This is a genomic window from Butyrivibrio sp. WCE2006, assembly GCF_000701985.1.
Taxonomy (GTDB): Bacteria; Bacillota; Clostridia; order Lachnospirales; family Lachnospiraceae; genus Butyrivibrio.
In genome coordinates, this window is sequence record NZ_JNKH01000031.1 from 1 (window position 1) to 16,150 (window position 16,150).

General features: G+C 39.2%; 16 protein-coding genes and 1 tRNA gene. 16 read left to right on the plus strand and 1 reads right to left on the minus strand.

Features of this window, described 5'->3' with window-relative positions; genetic code table 11:
• Nucleotides 1-441 precede the first annotated feature (441 nt).
• The 16 genes from T501_RS14685 (at nt 442) to lgt (ending at nt 15,051) form a co-directional block, all read left to right on the plus strand.
• Nucleotides 442-514: transfer RNA gene (locus tag T501_RS14685), tRNA-Thr, on the plus strand.
• Nucleotides 515-938: 424 nt separating this feature from the next.
• Nucleotides 939-2,033 carry a hypothetical protein gene (locus T501_RS14690; protein ID WP_044915637.1) on the plus strand — a complete coding sequence of 365 codons (1,095 nt, stop codon included), beginning with the start codon at nt 939-941 and terminating at the stop codon, nt 2,031-2,033.
• Between the two features lie 182 nt (nt 2,034-2,215).
• Nucleotides 2,216-2,851 (plus strand): hypothetical protein, encoded by a 636-nt coding sequence (locus T501_RS14695; protein ID WP_026510552.1) that lies wholly within the window; start codon nt 2,216-2,218, stop codon nt 2,849-2,851.
• A 4-nt stretch (nt 2,852-2,855) separates the two neighbouring features.
• Nucleotides 2,856-3,152: a hypothetical protein gene (locus tag T501_RS14700; RefSeq protein ID WP_044915638.1), complete on the plus strand. Its 297-nt coding sequence runs from the start codon at nt 2,856-2,858 to the stop codon at nt 3,150-3,152.
• A 401-nt stretch (nt 3,153-3,553) separates the two neighbouring features.
• Nucleotides 3,554-4,987 (plus strand): MBOAT family O-acyltransferase, encoded by a 1,434-nt coding sequence (locus tag T501_RS14705; protein ID WP_044915639.1) that lies wholly within the window; start codon nt 3,554-3,556, stop codon nt 4,985-4,987.
• Between the two features lie 25 nt (nt 4,988-5,012).
• Nucleotides 5,013-5,183 (plus strand): hypothetical protein, encoded by a 171-nt coding sequence (locus tag T501_RS21425; RefSeq protein WP_155994874.1) that lies wholly within the window; start codon nt 5,013-5,015, stop codon nt 5,181-5,183.
• Nucleotides 5,184-5,198: 15 nt separating this feature from the next.
• Nucleotides 5,199-6,251, plus strand: a complete 1,053-nt coding sequence (locus tag T501_RS14710; protein WP_044915640.1) for a hypothetical protein — start codon at nt 5,199-5,201, stop codon at nt 6,249-6,251.
• A gap of 95 nt (nt 6,252-6,346) precedes the next feature.
• Complete coding sequence (locus T501_RS14715) at nt 6,347-8,260, plus strand: hypothetical protein (protein ID WP_044915642.1); 1,914 nt, start codon at nt 6,347-6,349, stop codon at nt 8,258-8,260.
• Nucleotides 8,257-8,709, plus strand: a complete 453-nt coding sequence (locus T501_RS14720; protein WP_026510543.1) for a hypothetical protein — start codon at nt 8,257-8,259, stop codon at nt 8,707-8,709. Before T501_RS14715 ends, T501_RS14720 begins: the two co-directional genes overlap by 4 nt.
• A gap of 69 nt (nt 8,710-8,778) precedes the next feature.
• Entirely contained in the window at nt 8,779-9,417 is a 639-nt protein-coding gene (locus tag T501_RS14725; protein ID WP_044915643.1) for an endonuclease III domain-containing protein, read from the plus strand.
• Between the two features lie 18 nt (nt 9,418-9,435).
• Entirely contained in the window at nt 9,436-10,266 is an 831-nt protein-coding gene (locus T501_RS14730; protein WP_050008335.1) for a putative ABC transporter permease, read from the plus strand.
• 14 nt (nt 10,267-10,280) lie between these two features.
• Nucleotides 10,281-11,570: a M18 family aminopeptidase gene (locus tag T501_RS14735; RefSeq protein ID WP_044915644.1), complete on the plus strand. Its 1,290-nt coding sequence runs from the start codon at nt 10,281-10,283 to the stop codon at nt 11,568-11,570.
• 78 nt (nt 11,571-11,648) lie between these two features.
• Nucleotides 11,649-12,938, plus strand: a complete 1,290-nt coding sequence (locus T501_RS14740) for an SseB family protein (protein ID WP_044915645.1) — start codon at nt 11,649-11,651, stop codon at nt 12,936-12,938.
• An 80-nt stretch (nt 12,939-13,018) separates the two neighbouring features.
• Nucleotides 13,019-13,906: a chemotaxis protein CheX gene (locus T501_RS14745; RefSeq protein WP_044915646.1), complete on the plus strand. Its 888-nt coding sequence runs from the start codon at nt 13,019-13,021 to the stop codon at nt 13,904-13,906.
• Nucleotides 13,907-13,918: 12 nt separating this feature from the next.
• Nucleotides 13,919-14,281: a response regulator gene (locus T501_RS14750; RefSeq protein WP_026510538.1), complete on the plus strand. Its 363-nt coding sequence runs from the start codon at nt 13,919-13,921 to the stop codon at nt 14,279-14,281.
• Nucleotides 14,282-14,298: 17 nt separating this feature from the next.
• Complete coding sequence (gene lgt / locus T501_RS14755; RefSeq protein ID WP_026510537.1) at nt 14,299-15,051, plus strand: prolipoprotein diacylglyceryl transferase; 753 nt, start codon at nt 14,299-14,301, stop codon at nt 15,049-15,051.
• Nucleotides 15,052-15,173: 122 nt separating this feature from the next.
• Here the strand turns inward: lgt and ymfI are convergent, their stop codons facing one another.
• Nucleotides 15,174-15,920 (minus strand): elongation factor P 5-aminopentanone reductase, encoded by a 747-nt coding sequence (gene ymfI, locus T501_RS14760; RefSeq protein WP_044915647.1) that lies wholly within the window; start codon nt 15,918-15,920, stop codon nt 15,174-15,176.
• Between the last annotated feature and the right edge of the window lie 230 nt (nt 15,921-16,150).

The window sequence follows — 16,150 nt, forward strand, 5'->3', positions numbered from 1 at the left end:
CTTCAACAGCTATGATACGCACAGAGAAAAATACACATGGAAACGTTGGAAAATACTATGAAGCCATGAATCATAAACTGAGTCTCCAGACAAAGGAGCAGTTGTATTTTAATAGTGGGATATGGACTTTGTAACGGCTTGAAAAGCCAAGGGAATCCTTTATCCGCATGATAACATAAGTGCATTGATAGATATGTATGTCAAGGATGCATGGATGCACCGTTGGCTTGTCCTTGACATACATATCTATCAATGTTAGCTTAAATGGAGCGGATAAAGAATTTCCGTATCTATAGATGCCAGCTGATGCTTAGGCATATCAAGGTTTCTTTAACCTATTAAATCCTACAGTAAATTTACGCGGTCACTATACAATAATGTGTTGACAATAGACTTTGTGATTGTTAAAATATCATTTGTGACTGATTTGAGTCACGGATTGCTGGCATAGCACAGTCGGTAGTGCGTCGCATTGGTAGTGCGGAGGTCACGGGTCCGATTCCCGTTGCCAGCTCGAATTGATAAAAGCCAGTAGATGAGCGAAAAGTAGTTTAAAGTCGCTTGTTTACTGGCTTTTTTAGCGTTAATAAATGATATTTAAAATCACTTTTTAACTCTGAAAAATCATTATTTAACTATAAAAGTTGACACGAAAGTTGACACGAAATTATGATTCCTGAGACGGCTTAAAATTATCCTCGAGATATTTATTCGACAAGTGAGTGTATTTCTTTCTGGAAGAGTCCAAAGTGTTGTCATATACTTTTTTCATGACTGATGAGTTTTTCCATCTTCCAAAGGTATACAACGAATAAAATTTTATTTTGAAGGGGTTTATTAGATTTTTTGCCGATAACCTTAATGGAACATTATCACTATCTTAGTCGAACATGGAGGTTGGCTATGATTATGTTTCGCTTACACGGAGGTATTGGGATATGAACATTAAAGCAACTAATCTTTCCATAAAAATGGATTCTAATATTAAGCAGCATATCGTAGGAATTCCTGATTCTAAATCCAAGTCACGTTCTCATAAGAAAAATGATTTGCCAATCATGGATGTAGAAAAGTCTGCTACTGTGGATATTTCAAAAGATGGTAGAGAACTTGCTAAAAAACTTCGTGAAGATAAGCGTAAGGAAACAAAGATCAATATTGAAGAGACCTGGAAGCAAATCGGAGAGGCCGACAGGCTGTCAAACAAAATCGAAAGCGGTGAAGAGCTGACAGATGTTGATAAAGAGTTTATCAATGATAATCTTCAGAAGATTACATCTGAACGATACGTGTATAATAAAACACATATTATTACAAAAGACGAATATGAAGCTGTGCTCAAAACTTTGAAGGAAAACTTTGAGGCTCGTCTTAATATGTATGCTGATATGCAAAAGAAGTTGGATGCACAGGGACTCGAGGATGAGCACAATAAAAATGCTCAGTTTATAGCAAAGGCTAAGCAAGACGAAAATGAAAAGCAGCGAATTATTGACATACTAAAAGAAACCCTTGATGTCGATGATGAAGATGAAGAAGAGGAAAACAAAAAAACTGAATCCGATGAGAATAAGGATGATAATGCATTGGAATTCGATGAAACCGGTAAAACTGCTGACGAGCAGCTGATTGATAGAGCTTTCGATTTAATTGATAAAAATAAGGAAGCTGTCGATGAGATGTCTTCCCGATATGTGGCAGCTGCGGAGAGTAAGAATGAGAATGAAAAGTTGATGGATGAAGAATTTCTTAGGATTTCCGATTTGCTGGCTAATGATGAACTATCTGAAGAAGAGAAAATGAAGGAGTTCAAAACATCAAATGATTATATGACAGAACTTAATGCGAATAAGATACGACAGGAAGTAATTAACAGATTTGATTTTTCATCCTGGCTCATAGGGAAGATTGAATTTAATAACCATAATAAACTGAAGGATGTTCTTAATCTTGATGGTGTGGATTCTGGTATGGGCGGAATAGATATGGTAAGAGATTTTCTTATCAATGACAATTCATCACTTAGGAAATAATAGGTACATTTAAACCGTATCTAAAGCAACCATTGACCCTTTTATTAAGCCGAAAGTGGTCTTTTATATAAAATTGGGCGTGTGATTATTGCATGCTCTAATTTTATTTGTGTCTATTGGAGAATTATGAGGGAGACATTATGGTATAATTATTATAAGTAGAAATATGAAAGAGTTGGAACATGGAAATAAAAATAAATGAAATCATTATTCCAGATGACATTGATTCGCTACCGGATTTTGATTGCTTTGACTCAGATGAGTGCAATGAATTAGTAAAAGGACTATGCGGTTATGTCTTATCTGAGTCTTCAAAAGAGATAAATAAGTATAGATATGGTGAAGTGGCCATTTCCTATAATACTGATAATGGAACACAAGCTACAATAAATGGTACATACCATCATATAGAACTTAATGAATTGTTGAATCCTTCGGCTAGATATTTTAACGACATCATAAGAAATTCTTCGTTCAACAGTGTGATTATTGTACATAATCATCCTAATAACCAGATTTTTTCATTTCAGGATGTAAGACTTTTTTATGGAAATGATTCGATTAGTGCCATTTTGGCCGTTGGGAACACTTCAGATATCTTCATCCTTGTAAATAATAATGTGGATGTGATGTCAAGGCGCAGGCTATACGCTCATATGGTTCGTATGAGGGCGGAAATTATTAAGAATAATTCAGGGATAAAAAGCTATCAGGTTGAGGATGCATTAAACCAGGAGGTTATGAGACTTCTTAGTAATCCAAAAGAATTATCTGATGAATTTGGATTTAAACTGATTCATAAAAATAGAAAGAGGTGATTTTATGTCATCAGAAAAGGAAAGATGGGAAATACTAGATAAATTGGATATGGGATATAGTTTGGATGAAGATAATTCAGGACAAGTGATAGAAGATATTATTGTTGATGACAAGACTTTCCTTGAAGCATCAAATGGTCTTTATAGTAGATCGGAATATATGCAGGCGAAAACAGATGTTGAATTGTCATATGCACTTATGCAGGATCCACCTGAAGGGCTGGTAGAAAAACTGCTTAAGGCAAAAAAGAATGTTGAGGATTATATTAATTCCAAGCGAATTTTTATTCCAGCTAAGTAATGAAGGCGAATTAAAAGTGGTCTTTAAAGTGGTCTTTTTTATAAAAGAGAGCACCGAAAACCTCCTTTCCATGCGGGTTTTCGTAACTGGCTATTATCCGATTCCCGTTGCCAGCTCGAATTGATAAAAGCCAGTAACTTAGCGGAAAGTTGTAAAAAACCGCTTGGTTACTGGCTTTTTTGTTACCTATATTAATACATGCAATTAGAAATAAATTCGATTTGAAAAATGATTTTCTAATATGAAAGAAATAACGTCAGATAATGATTCATTTGTAAGGCTGTTCCCCAATCTTAAGCTTCTATAAATATTAGTTTCATCGCATCAAAATAAGTTTTCCAAAATATAACAAGCAAATATATGATATAATTTTCTCACTAAATTGCTTAGGGGAGTTGGAGATGACATTTCAGTTTACAACGTTTCTGTTTTTGCTTGTTGCTTTACTTGCGTATTATATATCGGCTCCGAAGTACAGGCCGTTTGTTCTTATGATGGCCAGTTGGGGATATATAGTGATAATGAGCAGAATTGCGCTGGTAATAATGCTTGCTGTTTCTGTATTCACATATATTATAGGATTTCTTATTCATAGATTTCAAAATGGAAGGCAGGTTCTTTCAAGGTTGATCACTATTTTAGGTGTGGTTGGCTGTGCATCATCTCTTTGCATACTTAAATTGGGAGATGTACTTAGAACGAGAGATCATCTTCCGTCATTCTTGTCCTGGACACTTATTCCAATAGGATTTTCATATTATATATTTCAATCAATCAGTTTTCTCGTTGATATCAACAGAGTGGAAATAGCAGAATTTCCTTCAATTATTGATTTCTTTTTATATCAGTCTTTCTTTGCTAAGTTTATTAGCGGACCTATTGAAAGAGGGGAGAATTTCTTTTCACAAAAAAAGGCAATATATACTGCTAAATTCTTTAATGAGGAGAATCTTAACAGGAGCTTTTCATATATTCTCTATGGCTTTTGTATGAAGCTTATCCTTGCTAACAGATTTGCAAAATATACTGAGATATTATTAAACAACCCTGATTTTCATTCTTCAAAGGCGCTGATTGCAGGGAGTCTTATGTATACGCTTCAGATATATACTGACTTTGCGGGATATTCATCAATAGCGATAGGAATAGCACTTCTTTTTGGAATAAAACTAACTCAGAATTTCAAGGCACCTTATACGGCAAAGAGCATGTCTGATTTTTGGCGCAGATGGCATATTTCACTTAGTAATTGGCTCAGGGATTACATTTATATTCCGCTTGGAGGAAACAGAAAGGGTGCATTCAGGAAGCATCTTAATACAATTGTAGTCTTCTTTATCTGTGGCCTATGGCATGGAAACGGATTGAATTTCGTGGTTTGGGGGCTCATGCATGGATTTTTGTCGGTGATAGACAACATCCTTGAAAAGGCTCATGCTTTCGATGCGAAGGTGATGCAGATAGTAAGAAGGATACTTGTTTTTATAAGTGTTTCAATTGCCTGGCTGTTCTTTGGAATTGACAGCGTCAGCAGAGCGCTTACTTATATAAAGAATATGTTTATTGGAAGCGGTGTAAACATGACTGTTTCTGAAGAAATGAGCTTTCTTGAGCTGAGCAGCTATCAGCTGTGGATAATGATAATTGGGGTGCTTGTAATGATAGTTATGGATGTTTTATCAAGCATCAATAAGAAAGATTTTCCTGAGCTTTTGATGGTAATTGCATTACCCGCAAGACTTACAGTTTTTCTTGGGTTATTGGTGCTGCTTCTTGTTTACGGCGTCTATGGACCATCAGAGCAGGTCATCAGCTTCATGTACATGGAGTTTTAAAGCATAATCACTTAGCGAAGTAGTTTTGAGCTTAGTGATTATGCTTGTTCTGGCGAACGGAGTGAGAGCAGAACTACCAATTGCACTTAGCGAAGTAGTTTTGAGCTTAGTGATTATGCTTGTTTTGGCGAACGGAGTGAGAGCAGAACTACCAATTGCACTTAGCGAAGTTCTTATGAGCTTAGTGACAAACTAATTTTTAGGAGTATCTATGAAGAAGATATGTACTTACCTGGCCTTCATTCTGGCCTTTGTGACAATCATGAGTGGTCTTGACAGACTGCTTTCTGAAAAATCAATACATGGCATCAACCAGGCCAGAAGCTTTTACGAGCAGCCCAGGGATTCCATAGATGTGCTTATGATCGGATCAAGTCATATACACTGCGATATAAACACTGCTCAGCTTTGGGAAAATTATGGCATTGCTGCATACAATTTCAGCGCAGCGGAGCAGACATTGTGGCAGACTTATTACTATTTTAAGGAAGCTCTGAAGACCCAGCATCCCAAGGTTGCAGTTCTTGATTTTTATGCGCCTGCCTGCTTTAAAGCAGATTATCAGTATGACTTTTTGTATGAGAATCTTCAGGGGTTAAAACCTTCTTTGAATAAGCTTGCTCTTTTTGTCACAAGCTGTGAGGTGATGAGATGGGATGATTATTTTCCGGATTTTTTCACTTATCACAACAGATATGAGAAATTGACGAAGGAAGATTTTGATGCATTTTTGGGAAATGAAGATCTTGCCGCATTTAAAGGCTATACACCCTATTCTGCGGTCAGACCTCAGCCTGTTCCTGAATTTAATGTGACTCTGGGGGCGGATCTTACGCCAAAATCCGAGAAGTATTTGCAGAAAATAATAGAGCTTGCTAATGATAATAACGTCAAACTGTTTTTTATTGTCGCACCCTATGCTGCAGAAAATAAGGAAATGCTCACCTATAACAGAGTGCGGGATATAGCATATGATAACGGTCTTGAATTCATGAATTACAATGAGGCTTATGATCTGATAGGACTCAGCTTTGATACGGATTTCAACGATCATTCGCACTTAAATTATGAAGGAAGCTGCAAATTCACGGATTTTCTTGCCGGGAATCTTATCGAAAGATATGGCGAGGACATAGTAGACAGAAGAGGTGATGAACGCTATAGCTCATGGGATGACAGTATTGCAGTAACTGCCGCCATGTTAGATGAGAGCAGAGAAAAGGAAAGAGAGAGATTAGATAAAGAAGCTACTGAAAAAGAGTAAAATCATGGCATTTATGTTGCGTTTGGGAATAAAAACATATAAAATTAATTTGTTTTTAATTTGTTTTTTATTATTTTATTTATGAGGGCATGGTTTTGAAGGGGAAAAATCTTAAAAGAATACGTAAGAATGCAGTAGTAGCTTGTATAATGGCTGCGACTATTACTTTCAGCACTGCGGATGCACTGGGTGTAAGTGCAGAGGATGCAGTTTCTGATGGGAACGCTTTGGTAGAGGCACCTGCTACGGTTATTGATGAAACTGATGCAGCTCCTACAGTGAATCCGGAGGAGACAGATGCAGCAGCTGCGGATAATCCGGCGCAAGTAGCTCCGGTCGGGAATGAAGGAACGACTCCGGGTGAAGCTTCTAATGATTCTGAAGGGCAGCAGTCTGAGGATACTCAGGTTGGAGACGGACAGAATGATAGCGGTGAAGCTCAGGTGACTCCGGCAGCGCCAAATGAGCTTAGATTATCCGGTACTGCAGAGAACAGTCCTGTTTATGACGGGCAGAGTCATGACGTACAGGTTAAGCTTCCTGTTTCCACAATTAAATTGGAAGAAAACGATATAAGTGCAGTTGTTGCTTCGGATGAGTCCGGTAACACTTTTTATATCACAGGAATTCCTGACAATAAGGTATCGGTATCAGCTGTGAATGTTTCGGAGACGGCTTTTGATGTTGCTATGACAGGATGTTCAGTTTACAACAGTGAACTGGTTCAGGTGACTGCGCCCGCTTCACTTAAGATAACTGCTGAGAATGTCATACAGAAGAGGCCTGTTACACTTAAGTCCATGAATCTGGTAAAAGCTTATGACGGCAAACCTATTACTAATGGTGATATGCCTCTCGCAGAAGAAAGTGGCTGGGTAGAAGGTCAGGGAGCTGATTATTCCTTTACGGGAAGCAGGACAGCAGTTGGGGCATCAATAAATGAATTTATTGCAACACCCAGACCCGGTACGGATTTTAATAACTACAGGATAACCTATATCTTTGGAGATATTTCCGTTGTAGAGAGAACCAACGCTCAGAAGTATATCATTACGGTTGAAGGCAATAGTAATGCGGTTAAGTATTCCGGCAAGGAACAGAGTCTGTCAGGATACGTACTTGAAGGAAGAAGCGATTCCGAATTCAAGATAAACGGAACCGGAGATCCTTCTCAGGTCATAACAGTGACCATAGGCGATGCTGAATTTTCAGTAACCGGTATATCCGCTTATGCTTCCGGGAAAAATGCCGGCACATATCCAGTGGTAATCACAGGATCTCCTGTTGTCAGAGATGCCGACGGGAATGATGTAACAAATGAGTTTAGATTTGAATTTAAGCAGGGCGAATTTACAATTGAGAAAAGAAAAGTAATTCTTACATCTGCCAGCCTTAAAAAGAAATATAATAATAAAATGATTAAAGCTCATGAGGTTACTGTTTCCGGAGATGGCTTTGCAGAGGGCGAAGGAGCAAGCTACAAAGTAACCGGCAAGCAGAAGAAGATTGGACAGAGCTATAATTATTTTACCTACGAATTAAATGAAGGGACTCTCCTTGAAAACTATGATATAGAGACAGTTCCCGGTGTGCTTGAGGTTACAAAGGCTGGAGATACCGCCATAAATGAGACTCCTAAGGAAAGCTCCGGAAGCTCAGGCGATACCAAGAGCTCAGATGATACTTCTCAGAGCTCGGGCAGCACAGCTCCTTCACAGACTCAGGCTGGAACTGCTGATTCTTCGCAGCAGGCTCAGGGAGCAGGAAGTGCAACACTTGCAAGGGCCACGACAGCTCAGAATGCGAATGTGCTCGGGGCTAAGAGAGGACTTGTGACTGTAGATATCGCGAGCCCTGAAAATGTAGGCAAAACAGGGAAAGATGTACTTGGAGCAAGAAGAGCTTCAACAGATGATGACACTAATATGGAGGGACATCTATTTATATTTGCAGCTGCTTTACTTACAGCAGTAATGACTATAAAAAGAGATAAGAGACTTAAAAAATGACTGAATCGGAATCACGTATTTATGGGAAAAATCTAATCTGTATCTGTGTTGATGAGGCTACAGAGAGAGACTTCGAGGGTGTTCTCTGGACTCCTTACGAGGAAGAGGCACTGCCCTTTGGAAGCGGCTATGAAATGATGATGCTGATGGACAGACTATATGACAATTGGGATTTTCCTCAGCGTACCACCTCTTACAGAAGCTTTGTACAGAGGGATAAATCAAGAGATTATCATAATCCAAATTCAATCAGAAAAAGAGAACCGATAAGAAGCCTTAAAACCTACAGAGGGGAAAGGGCTACCTTTATAGTTCAGGTTAAATTCAGACAGAACAGCTCCTGGCAGGGACAGGTACTTTGGTCTGAAAGGAAAAAGAATGTACACTTTAGAAGTGCGCTTGAGCTACTCAAACTCATAAATAGCGCACTCGAACAATCAGAGAAATGACAATGAGTCCGAGAGGCTTTTGCTTTTCGGACTCATTCGTGTAAATGCAGTAGAACCTACAGGTGTGAAATGAGAAAAAAGGAACTGGCACTTAACGTAATTGACAGATTAAAAAAAGAATACCCTGATGCTGATTGCACACTTGATTATAGCGAAGCCTGGCAGCTCCTTGTCAGTGTGAGACTTGCTGCTCAGTGTACTGACGCAAGGGTTGATAAGACTACACCTCTTTTATATGACAGATTTCCCACAGTGGAGGCTCTGGCCAATGCCGAAGTATCTGAAATAGAGGAGATAGTAAGACCCTGTGGTCTTGGTAAGTCCAAGGCCAGAGATATCAGCGCCTGCATGAAGATTCTACATGAAAAATATAATGATAAAGTTCCTGACAACATTGAGGAATTGTTAAAGCTTCCGGGAGTAGGAAGGAAGAGTGCGAATCTGATAATGGGAGATGTTTTTGGAAAGCCTGCCATCGTAACGGATACACATTGTATAAGACTTTGCAATCTGATAGGCCTTGTTGATGATGAGAAGGATCCTGCAAAGGTTGAAAAGGCACTGTGGAAGATAATACCTCCTGAAGAGGGAAACAGTCTTTGCCACAGGTTTGTATGGCATGGAAGAGCAGTCTGTGTCGCAAGAAGACCTCAGTGCAGTATATGCTGTCTCAACGATATTTGCAGGTTTGGTAAAAATAATTGTTAGTTATAGGAGCAATATTATATGCTTGTATCTAAGCTTTTTATAGAGTTTGTTGTATACAGTTTTTTGGGATGGGTATACGAGTGCATATATTGTACAGTCAAGGAAGGTCACTGGAGAAACAGAGGCTTCCTGTTTGGCCCCATCTGTCCGATATATGGTACGGGTGCCGTGGCTTGCCATCTGGTATTTGGATATCTTCCATGGTTTAGCGGAATACCCTATAAAATGATTCCTATCTGGAAGATATTTCTTATCTGTGCGATTGGAAGTATAATTCTTGAGTACAGCACATCATATTTTCTGGAAAAAAGATTCCATGCAGTATGGTGGGAATATAACGATATACCGCTCAACATCAACGGTCGTGTATGTCTTCCGGCAACTGTGGGGTTTGGTGTCGCAGGTATAATGGTCACACGATTCGTTCTTCCTTTTTCAGAGAAAGTCATGGATATGATACATCCATTGCTGGCAGAGATCATTGCTCTTTTGTTAATGGCTTATCTTGCAGCGGACCTGGTGCTTACCGTGGCGAGCCTTGTTCATCTTTTGGATATGGTGGAAGCTGCAATTGCCGAATTTGATGAAAGGATGGAGGACGTGTACCAGTCAGCAGCTGCTACTCCTGTAAGGGCGAGAGAGGTCTTGACTGCAATGCCTGCTAAGGCAAAAGGGAATTTGACATCAGCTGCTGAATCTCTTGATTTCAGACAGAAGTATCAACTTAAGAACATTAAAAATTTCCGATTCAAGAGACCGGTTTTCAGAGGTGGTAAAAAACTTAATTCTGATAGAATGTCTGAGTTTTATAAAGGACTACAGGATAGAATTTCAGGAAATGAAAAATAAAAGAAGGTGAAGTAATGAAAGAATCAATAAAAGGATTAACAGAATTTATCAAAAAGAGCCCCACTGCCTACCACGCAGTGGAAGAGCTTTCTGAGAGACTTATAAAGGAAGGTTTTAAGGAGCTCAGGGAAGATGATAAATGGGAGCTTTCACAGGGTGGAAAATATTTTGTCACAAGGGCAGGATCATCCATAATCTCATTTAAACTTCCTAAAAAGGATTACAAAGGATTTTACATGATTGCCAGTCACAGCGACTCTCCGAGCTTCAAAATAAAGGAAAATCCTGAGATCGAGTCAGCTTCATATGTGACACTGAATGTGGAAAAATATGGCGGAATGCTTTGCGCACCGTGGTTTGACAGACCGCTTTCCGTAGCAGGAAGAGTAATGGTTAAGTCTGATGAAAACGGCTCCATAGGCGTTACATCAAAGCTTGTAAATGTTGACAGAGATCTGGTAATGCTTCCGTCTCTTGCAATTCATATGGATCGCGAGGCCAATGACGGACACAAATATAATGCACAAAAGGATATGCTTCCGATTTTTGGCGATGAGAAGAGTAAGGATAAATTTATTAAGCTCATTGCAGAAGAGGCCGGAGTTTCTGTAGAGGATATCGTGTCACACGACCTGTTTTTGTATAACAGAGTAGAGCCTTCAGTATGGGGCGCTGATGAAGAATATGTTTCATCAGGAAGACTTGACGACCTTGAATGCTGCTATGGTTCATTTGAAGGATTTGTTAAGGCGGAAAATGAAGAGAATGTTATCATGCACGTTGTCTTTGACAATGAGGAGGTAGGAAGCACCACAAGACAGGGCGCTGCTTCAACATTCCTCAGAGATACACTTACAAGGATAAACGATGCTTTTGGCAGAAATCAGGAGGATTATCTTGTTTCCATAGCAAGAAGCTTTATGATATCAGCTGATAATGCGCATGCAATTCATCCGAATTATACTGAAAAAGCTGATCCTGTAAACAGACCGCAAATGAATCAGGGAATCGTGATAAAATATAACGCAAATCAGAAATATACGACTGATGCTGTTTCAGGCGCTATATGCAAGATGATCTGCGAAAAGGCCAAGGTTCCGTATCAGACCTTCACTAATCGCTCTGATGTGGCAGGTGGTTCAACACTTGGTAATATCTCGGGAACACAGGTAGCAGTCCGCACAGTGGATATAGGAATGGCTCAGCTTGCAATGCATTCTCCTTATGAAACTGCAGGAACTCTGGATGTGGACTACCTGATTGATTTTTCCAGAACATTTTTTGAGGCTGATATCAAGGCCTGAGATTGTATTTTTTTCTTGTGGGTAAAATAAGACAAAACCGCAGGAAGTTTTAGTAATTTGAGAACGGAGATTTTTTTAATGGGACTTTTTAATTTTTTGGGTAATAAGAAGAATAAGGAAGAGGAAGAAGCACTGCTTTTGGAGCAGGAGGCTAAGCAGAAGGAAAAAGCTCTTGAGGAGCTTATGGAGAAGCATAAGGATCTGGGGTGGCCTTCTCCCGGTAAGCTTAATCCGATTCGCATAGAAGGACAGGAGGATATAGATTTTGAGGATCCTCTGACAGATGAGAGAAAAGAAGAGATAGGAAAGCTTGTTTATGAAGAAGATCTTAATCAGGAGACCATAAAGTTCTTCTCAATGCAGGAGCTTTTATTCCTTCTTACAGTTCAGGAGGGTTATCAGAAGGTTTCACCCATACCGGGATATGAAACCAACCACAGAAAGGTTTATAACGAGATTCTCGGAAGAGTAAGAGATGCCAAGACTCTCTACGTGCTCTTTGATTCCATGACAGGTTATCCTTTTATCGATCATGGTTATATTAATATCTATTCAAGTGAAGAATATGCTACAGCTGCCGTTAATGCATTTTCAAAGCAGTTCAGAAAGCTCATCGTCCGTCCCTGCAAAGCGGATAACGAAGCTGAGTCAGCAAGCGAGAGAAGAACATTTTTTGATTATCTTTATTATCTCGGCGCTGAGAATTTCATTATTGATAATGGCTATTACAGAGCACATTTCAAGAGAAATGAGATTGTGCTGGCACCCGGTGACTGGGGGAACGGAGGAGATAAATCTCCCAAGAACCCTGCGCTTGTATTCTCAATGCTTGATTTCCTTGGGGAAGTGAGATGGCCGGTTAAATATGAAAAGAGAGATGCCGTACTTACTGCGAAAGAGATGCGTATGGCAAAGGAAGCACAGGCTGCTCATTATATTGTGCCTATGCAGCATGAGGGACCGATTGAGGTTCTTGAGGATGGCAGATATAAATTTACAGCTGATACAAAGATCAGATTCCCTGAGATCAAGAGCTCTGATGAGAAACATTTCCTGCCCGTATTTACAGATGGAATTGAATTCAGTAAGTCCTTTAGAAATACTGAATTCAAGGGAGCAGTATTTGGATTTGGCGATATTTTGAAGTTTGTTGGTGATAAAAACGGTATCATCATCAATCCAAGCGGTCAGAAAGTTATGATACCAAGAGATCGTATGCTTGCACTTCAGATGGCAGCACAGGCTGCATCAAAGGTAAATAATACCGCTGAAAAGGCGCCAAAGAAAAAGCTTTCCGAAACTGAGGCTGCAGTTCAGTCAGCAATGAGTGGAAAAGGAATAGCAGCAAAATCTAATGATGAAGAATAATAGTGTACCAAATCATTTTGTGATATTATTAATATATTAACGTTATAGTATTTTTTCTTTCTAATTGCATGGAGGAAATTATGTTTGACCGAATCATGGGTAAATACCTTCTGGACAGTGGAAGGCTTACAAAAGCGCAGTTGTCTATGGTTTATCAGGTCCAGGAATCAAAACGTGCAAAGCTTGGTGTTATAGCGGTTACAGAGATGCTGATGACTGTTGCACAGGCAGAAGAGATAAATGCGCTACAGGCGACTATGGATAAAAGGTTTGGGGATCTGGCAATCGAGCGCGGATACCTTTCTGAAATTCAAGTGGGATACTTGCTTTCTCTCCAGGGGAATGAATTCCAGACCTTCACGTCAGCGTTAGTAGAAAAGAAAATGATGACTTTGGAAGAAGTCGACTCTATTCTTAAGAAATATCAGCTTGAAAAGGGACTTAATGATAATCAGATGGCGGCACTGAAAAGTGGTGACATAGATTTGATCGTTCCGATTTTTACGGGAACTGATGATCCTGAATATAATGCTCTTTTCAAATATGGTATAAAAAATGTTTACAGGCTGGTTGATACGCATCTGGTAATAGACAATGTGTACACGGTTCATAATATCAAGGAAGAGTGCATAGCTTATCAGTGCTTTGATGGTGAGGTCAAGGCAACGATAGCTCTTGTAGGGAAAAATGGTGACCTTCAGAAACTTGCCAAGAGTTATACGAAGGAAGAATTCATTGAGACTGAAGAAGATGCGCTTGATGCGATGTGTGAACTTATAAACTGTATAAATGGTCTATATGCTACCGACAGAAGCAGGAAAGGTAAGAAAATTGAGCTTGATCCGCCGTATTTTATTACGAAGTTTGGTGAGATTTCAGGTGAAGATATTCGAGTGATGCCTATTTACAGCTGCGATGCCGAGGCATGGCTTGTTGTTTCTGTTAACAGTAATACCACTGTGAAATAAGGAGATGGAGCTATGGCAAACATTCTTATTGTTGATGATTCAAGAACATCCAGAAGAGTACTCAAGGACATGCTGGAGAGACATGGTCATACTATTGTGGATGAAGCAACTAACGGTCAGGAGGCATTTGACGATTACGGTAAGTACAATCCTGACATAGTCACTATGGACATAACTATGCCTGTTATGGACGGCATTCAGGGATTAAAGCTGATACACAAGACTTATCCGAAGGCCAAGGTTATTATGATCACAGCTGCCGGACAAAATGAGAAAGTAAAAGAAGCTATAGAAAATGGGGCGGAAGAATTTGTTACAAAACCTCTTGATGAGGATACTGTAATATCCGCCATAGAAAAAGTAATGCAGAAGTAAATTAGAAACGAGGAATTATGTATAATGATATAAAGATAGGTCCGGTTACATTACATATGTACGGCCTGATGATCGCTATCGGGTTTCTCGCAGCGCTCATGATTGTACTAAAGAGAGGGAAGAAGAAGGGCTTATCTGAGGATACTATCTACGGTATTTTCTATTGTGCGATTATCGGAGGACTGCTTGGATGCAGGATACTGTTTTATATAGTAGAATTTCCGAATATATTGAAAGATCCATCTATTTTATGGGATTTTGCTAATGGGTATGTGGTATACGGAGGAATAATCGGAGGTATACTTACAAGCTATATATATGTTAAAAGAAAACATGAGGATTTTCTTAAGTACTTTGATGTTGTAATGCCTGCTGTTGCAATAGCTCAGGGATTTGGTCGTCTGGGCTGTCTATTTGCAGGATGCTGTTACGGTGCTGAAACAACAAGTCCGTTTCATATTGTTTTTTTACATTCGGATTTTGCACCAAACGGAGTACCGCTTATTCCGACACAGCCTATGTCATCTGTAGGAGACTTCCTGATAGGAGCGATTTTGATCTGGTTTTCACATAAGACAGAGGTGAAGGGAAGAACTGCGGCAATGTATCTTGTATTGTATGGAATTGGAAGATTTGCTATTGAGTTCCTCCGTGCTGATTACAGAGGAAATATCGGAATATTCTCTACATCACAGATTATTTCTATGTTTATGGTTGTTATAGGAGCAGGTTTGTTTGCTTTGGCTCCGAAGCTTGAAATGAGATTTTGATAAAAAATGTGGGCATCATTTATTGATGCCCACAAATGCTATAACGAGCCATTGAAGTTAAACTTATGTGGCTGCTGGTGAATTTAGTGAAAATAAAATTGTGCAGAATACTTGTGGATAAATTAAATCCAGCCACCATCAATTGTGATTATCTGCCCAGTAAGATATGAAGGAGATTCTGCGAGGCTTACAGCAAAGCTGGCTACTTCCTCGGGAGAACCTATTCTGTCTGCAGGAATTTCAGATGCAAGATCATCTAATTCTTCATCTGAGAGATGTGATCTGTTCATTTCGGTATCAATTACGCCGCAGGATATGGCATTTACCTGAATATTACTGGGAGCAAGCTCCTTTGCCAAAGCTTTTGTAAAGGAATTAACACCGCCCTTGGAAGCGGAATAGGCTACTTCACATGAAGCACCAACGTTTCCCCAGACAGAAGAAATATTTATGATTTTTCCGTGACCGTTTCTTATCATGTCAGGAACGGCATTTTTACAAACATAAAAGACAGAATCAAGGTTGGTGCCCATGAGACGATGCCACTCATCCGATGACATGTCCGTGATCAGACCATACCAGGCGATACCTGCGTTGTTTATTACGATATCAGGCATCTTTTTAGAGAGGCTTCGTATGCTGTCAAAAAGAGAAAGTACGCTGTTTTCATCGGAAACATCACATGCGAATGCATGAGAAGACACTCCGTATTTTGTTTTGAGATATTCTGAAAAGGCTGATAAAGAATCGTAACTGCTCCTGCAGCATAAATAAAGGTCATAGCCTTTACTTGCAAAAGCTTCGCTTATTGCTTTGCCGATTCCTCTTGATGCGCCTGTTATCAGAACTGTACCTGCATATGAATTCATAGTTTACTCCGTCTATTATTAACAAATAATCATCTATTTATAATCTTATTATAAAAGGTATTTACAAATCAGAAAATAGGGAGTATTATTTGAGTGTAATAAAGATTGCATACAATTTAATTATAAACAAATTAACATTAACTAAAGTAGTGTATAACAAATTATGGAAAATTGAGAACCGTCCTAAGGAATCAATGACATCAGGAATTCACCCATGAATGGGATACTCC

Bases quoted from the DNA above. Each gene is read 5' to 3' on its own strand.
- lgt (WP_026510537.1), top strand. From the start codon at position 14,299: ATGTATAATGATATAAAGATAGGTCCGGTTACATTACATATGTACGGC.
- T501_RS14690 (WP_044915637.1), top strand. From the start codon at position 939: ATGAACATTAAAGCAACTAATCTTTCCATAAAAATGGATTCTAATATT.
- T501_RS14735 (WP_044915644.1), top strand. From the start codon at position 10,281: ATGAAAGAATCAATAAAAGGATTAACAGAATTTATCAAAAAGAGCCCC.
- T501_RS14725 (WP_044915643.1), top strand. From the start codon at position 8,779: ATGAGAAAAAAGGAACTGGCACTTAACGTAATTGACAGATTAAAAAAA.
- T501_RS14695 (WP_026510552.1), top strand. From the start codon at position 2,216: ATGGAAATAAAAATAAATGAAATCATTATTCCAGATGACATTGATTCG.
- ymfI (WP_044915647.1), bottom strand. From the start codon at position 15,920: ATGAATTCATATGCAGGTACAGTTCTGATAACAGGCGCATCAAGAGGA.
- T501_RS14710 (WP_044915640.1), top strand. From the start codon at position 5,199: ATGAAGAAGATATGTACTTACCTGGCCTTCATTCTGGCCTTTGTGACA.
- T501_RS14700 (WP_044915638.1), top strand. From the start codon at position 2,856: ATGTCATCAGAAAAGGAAAGATGGGAAATACTAGATAAATTGGATATG.
- T501_RS14750 (WP_026510538.1), top strand. From the start codon at position 13,919: ATGGCAAACATTCTTATTGTTGATGATTCAAGAACATCCAGAAGAGTA.
- T501_RS14745 (WP_044915646.1), top strand. From the start codon at position 13,019: ATGTTTGACCGAATCATGGGTAAATACCTTCTGGACAGTGGAAGGCTT.
- T501_RS14705 (WP_044915639.1), top strand. From the start codon at position 3,554: ATGACATTTCAGTTTACAACGTTTCTGTTTTTGCTTGTTGCTTTACTT.
- T501_RS14730 (WP_050008335.1), top strand. From the start codon at position 9,436: ATGCTTGTATCTAAGCTTTTTATAGAGTTTGTTGTATACAGTTTTTTG.
- T501_RS14720 (WP_026510543.1), top strand. From the start codon at position 8,257: ATGACTGAATCGGAATCACGTATTTATGGGAAAAATCTAATCTGTATC.
- T501_RS14740 (WP_044915645.1), top strand. From the start codon at position 11,649: ATGGGACTTTTTAATTTTTTGGGTAATAAGAAGAATAAGGAAGAGGAA.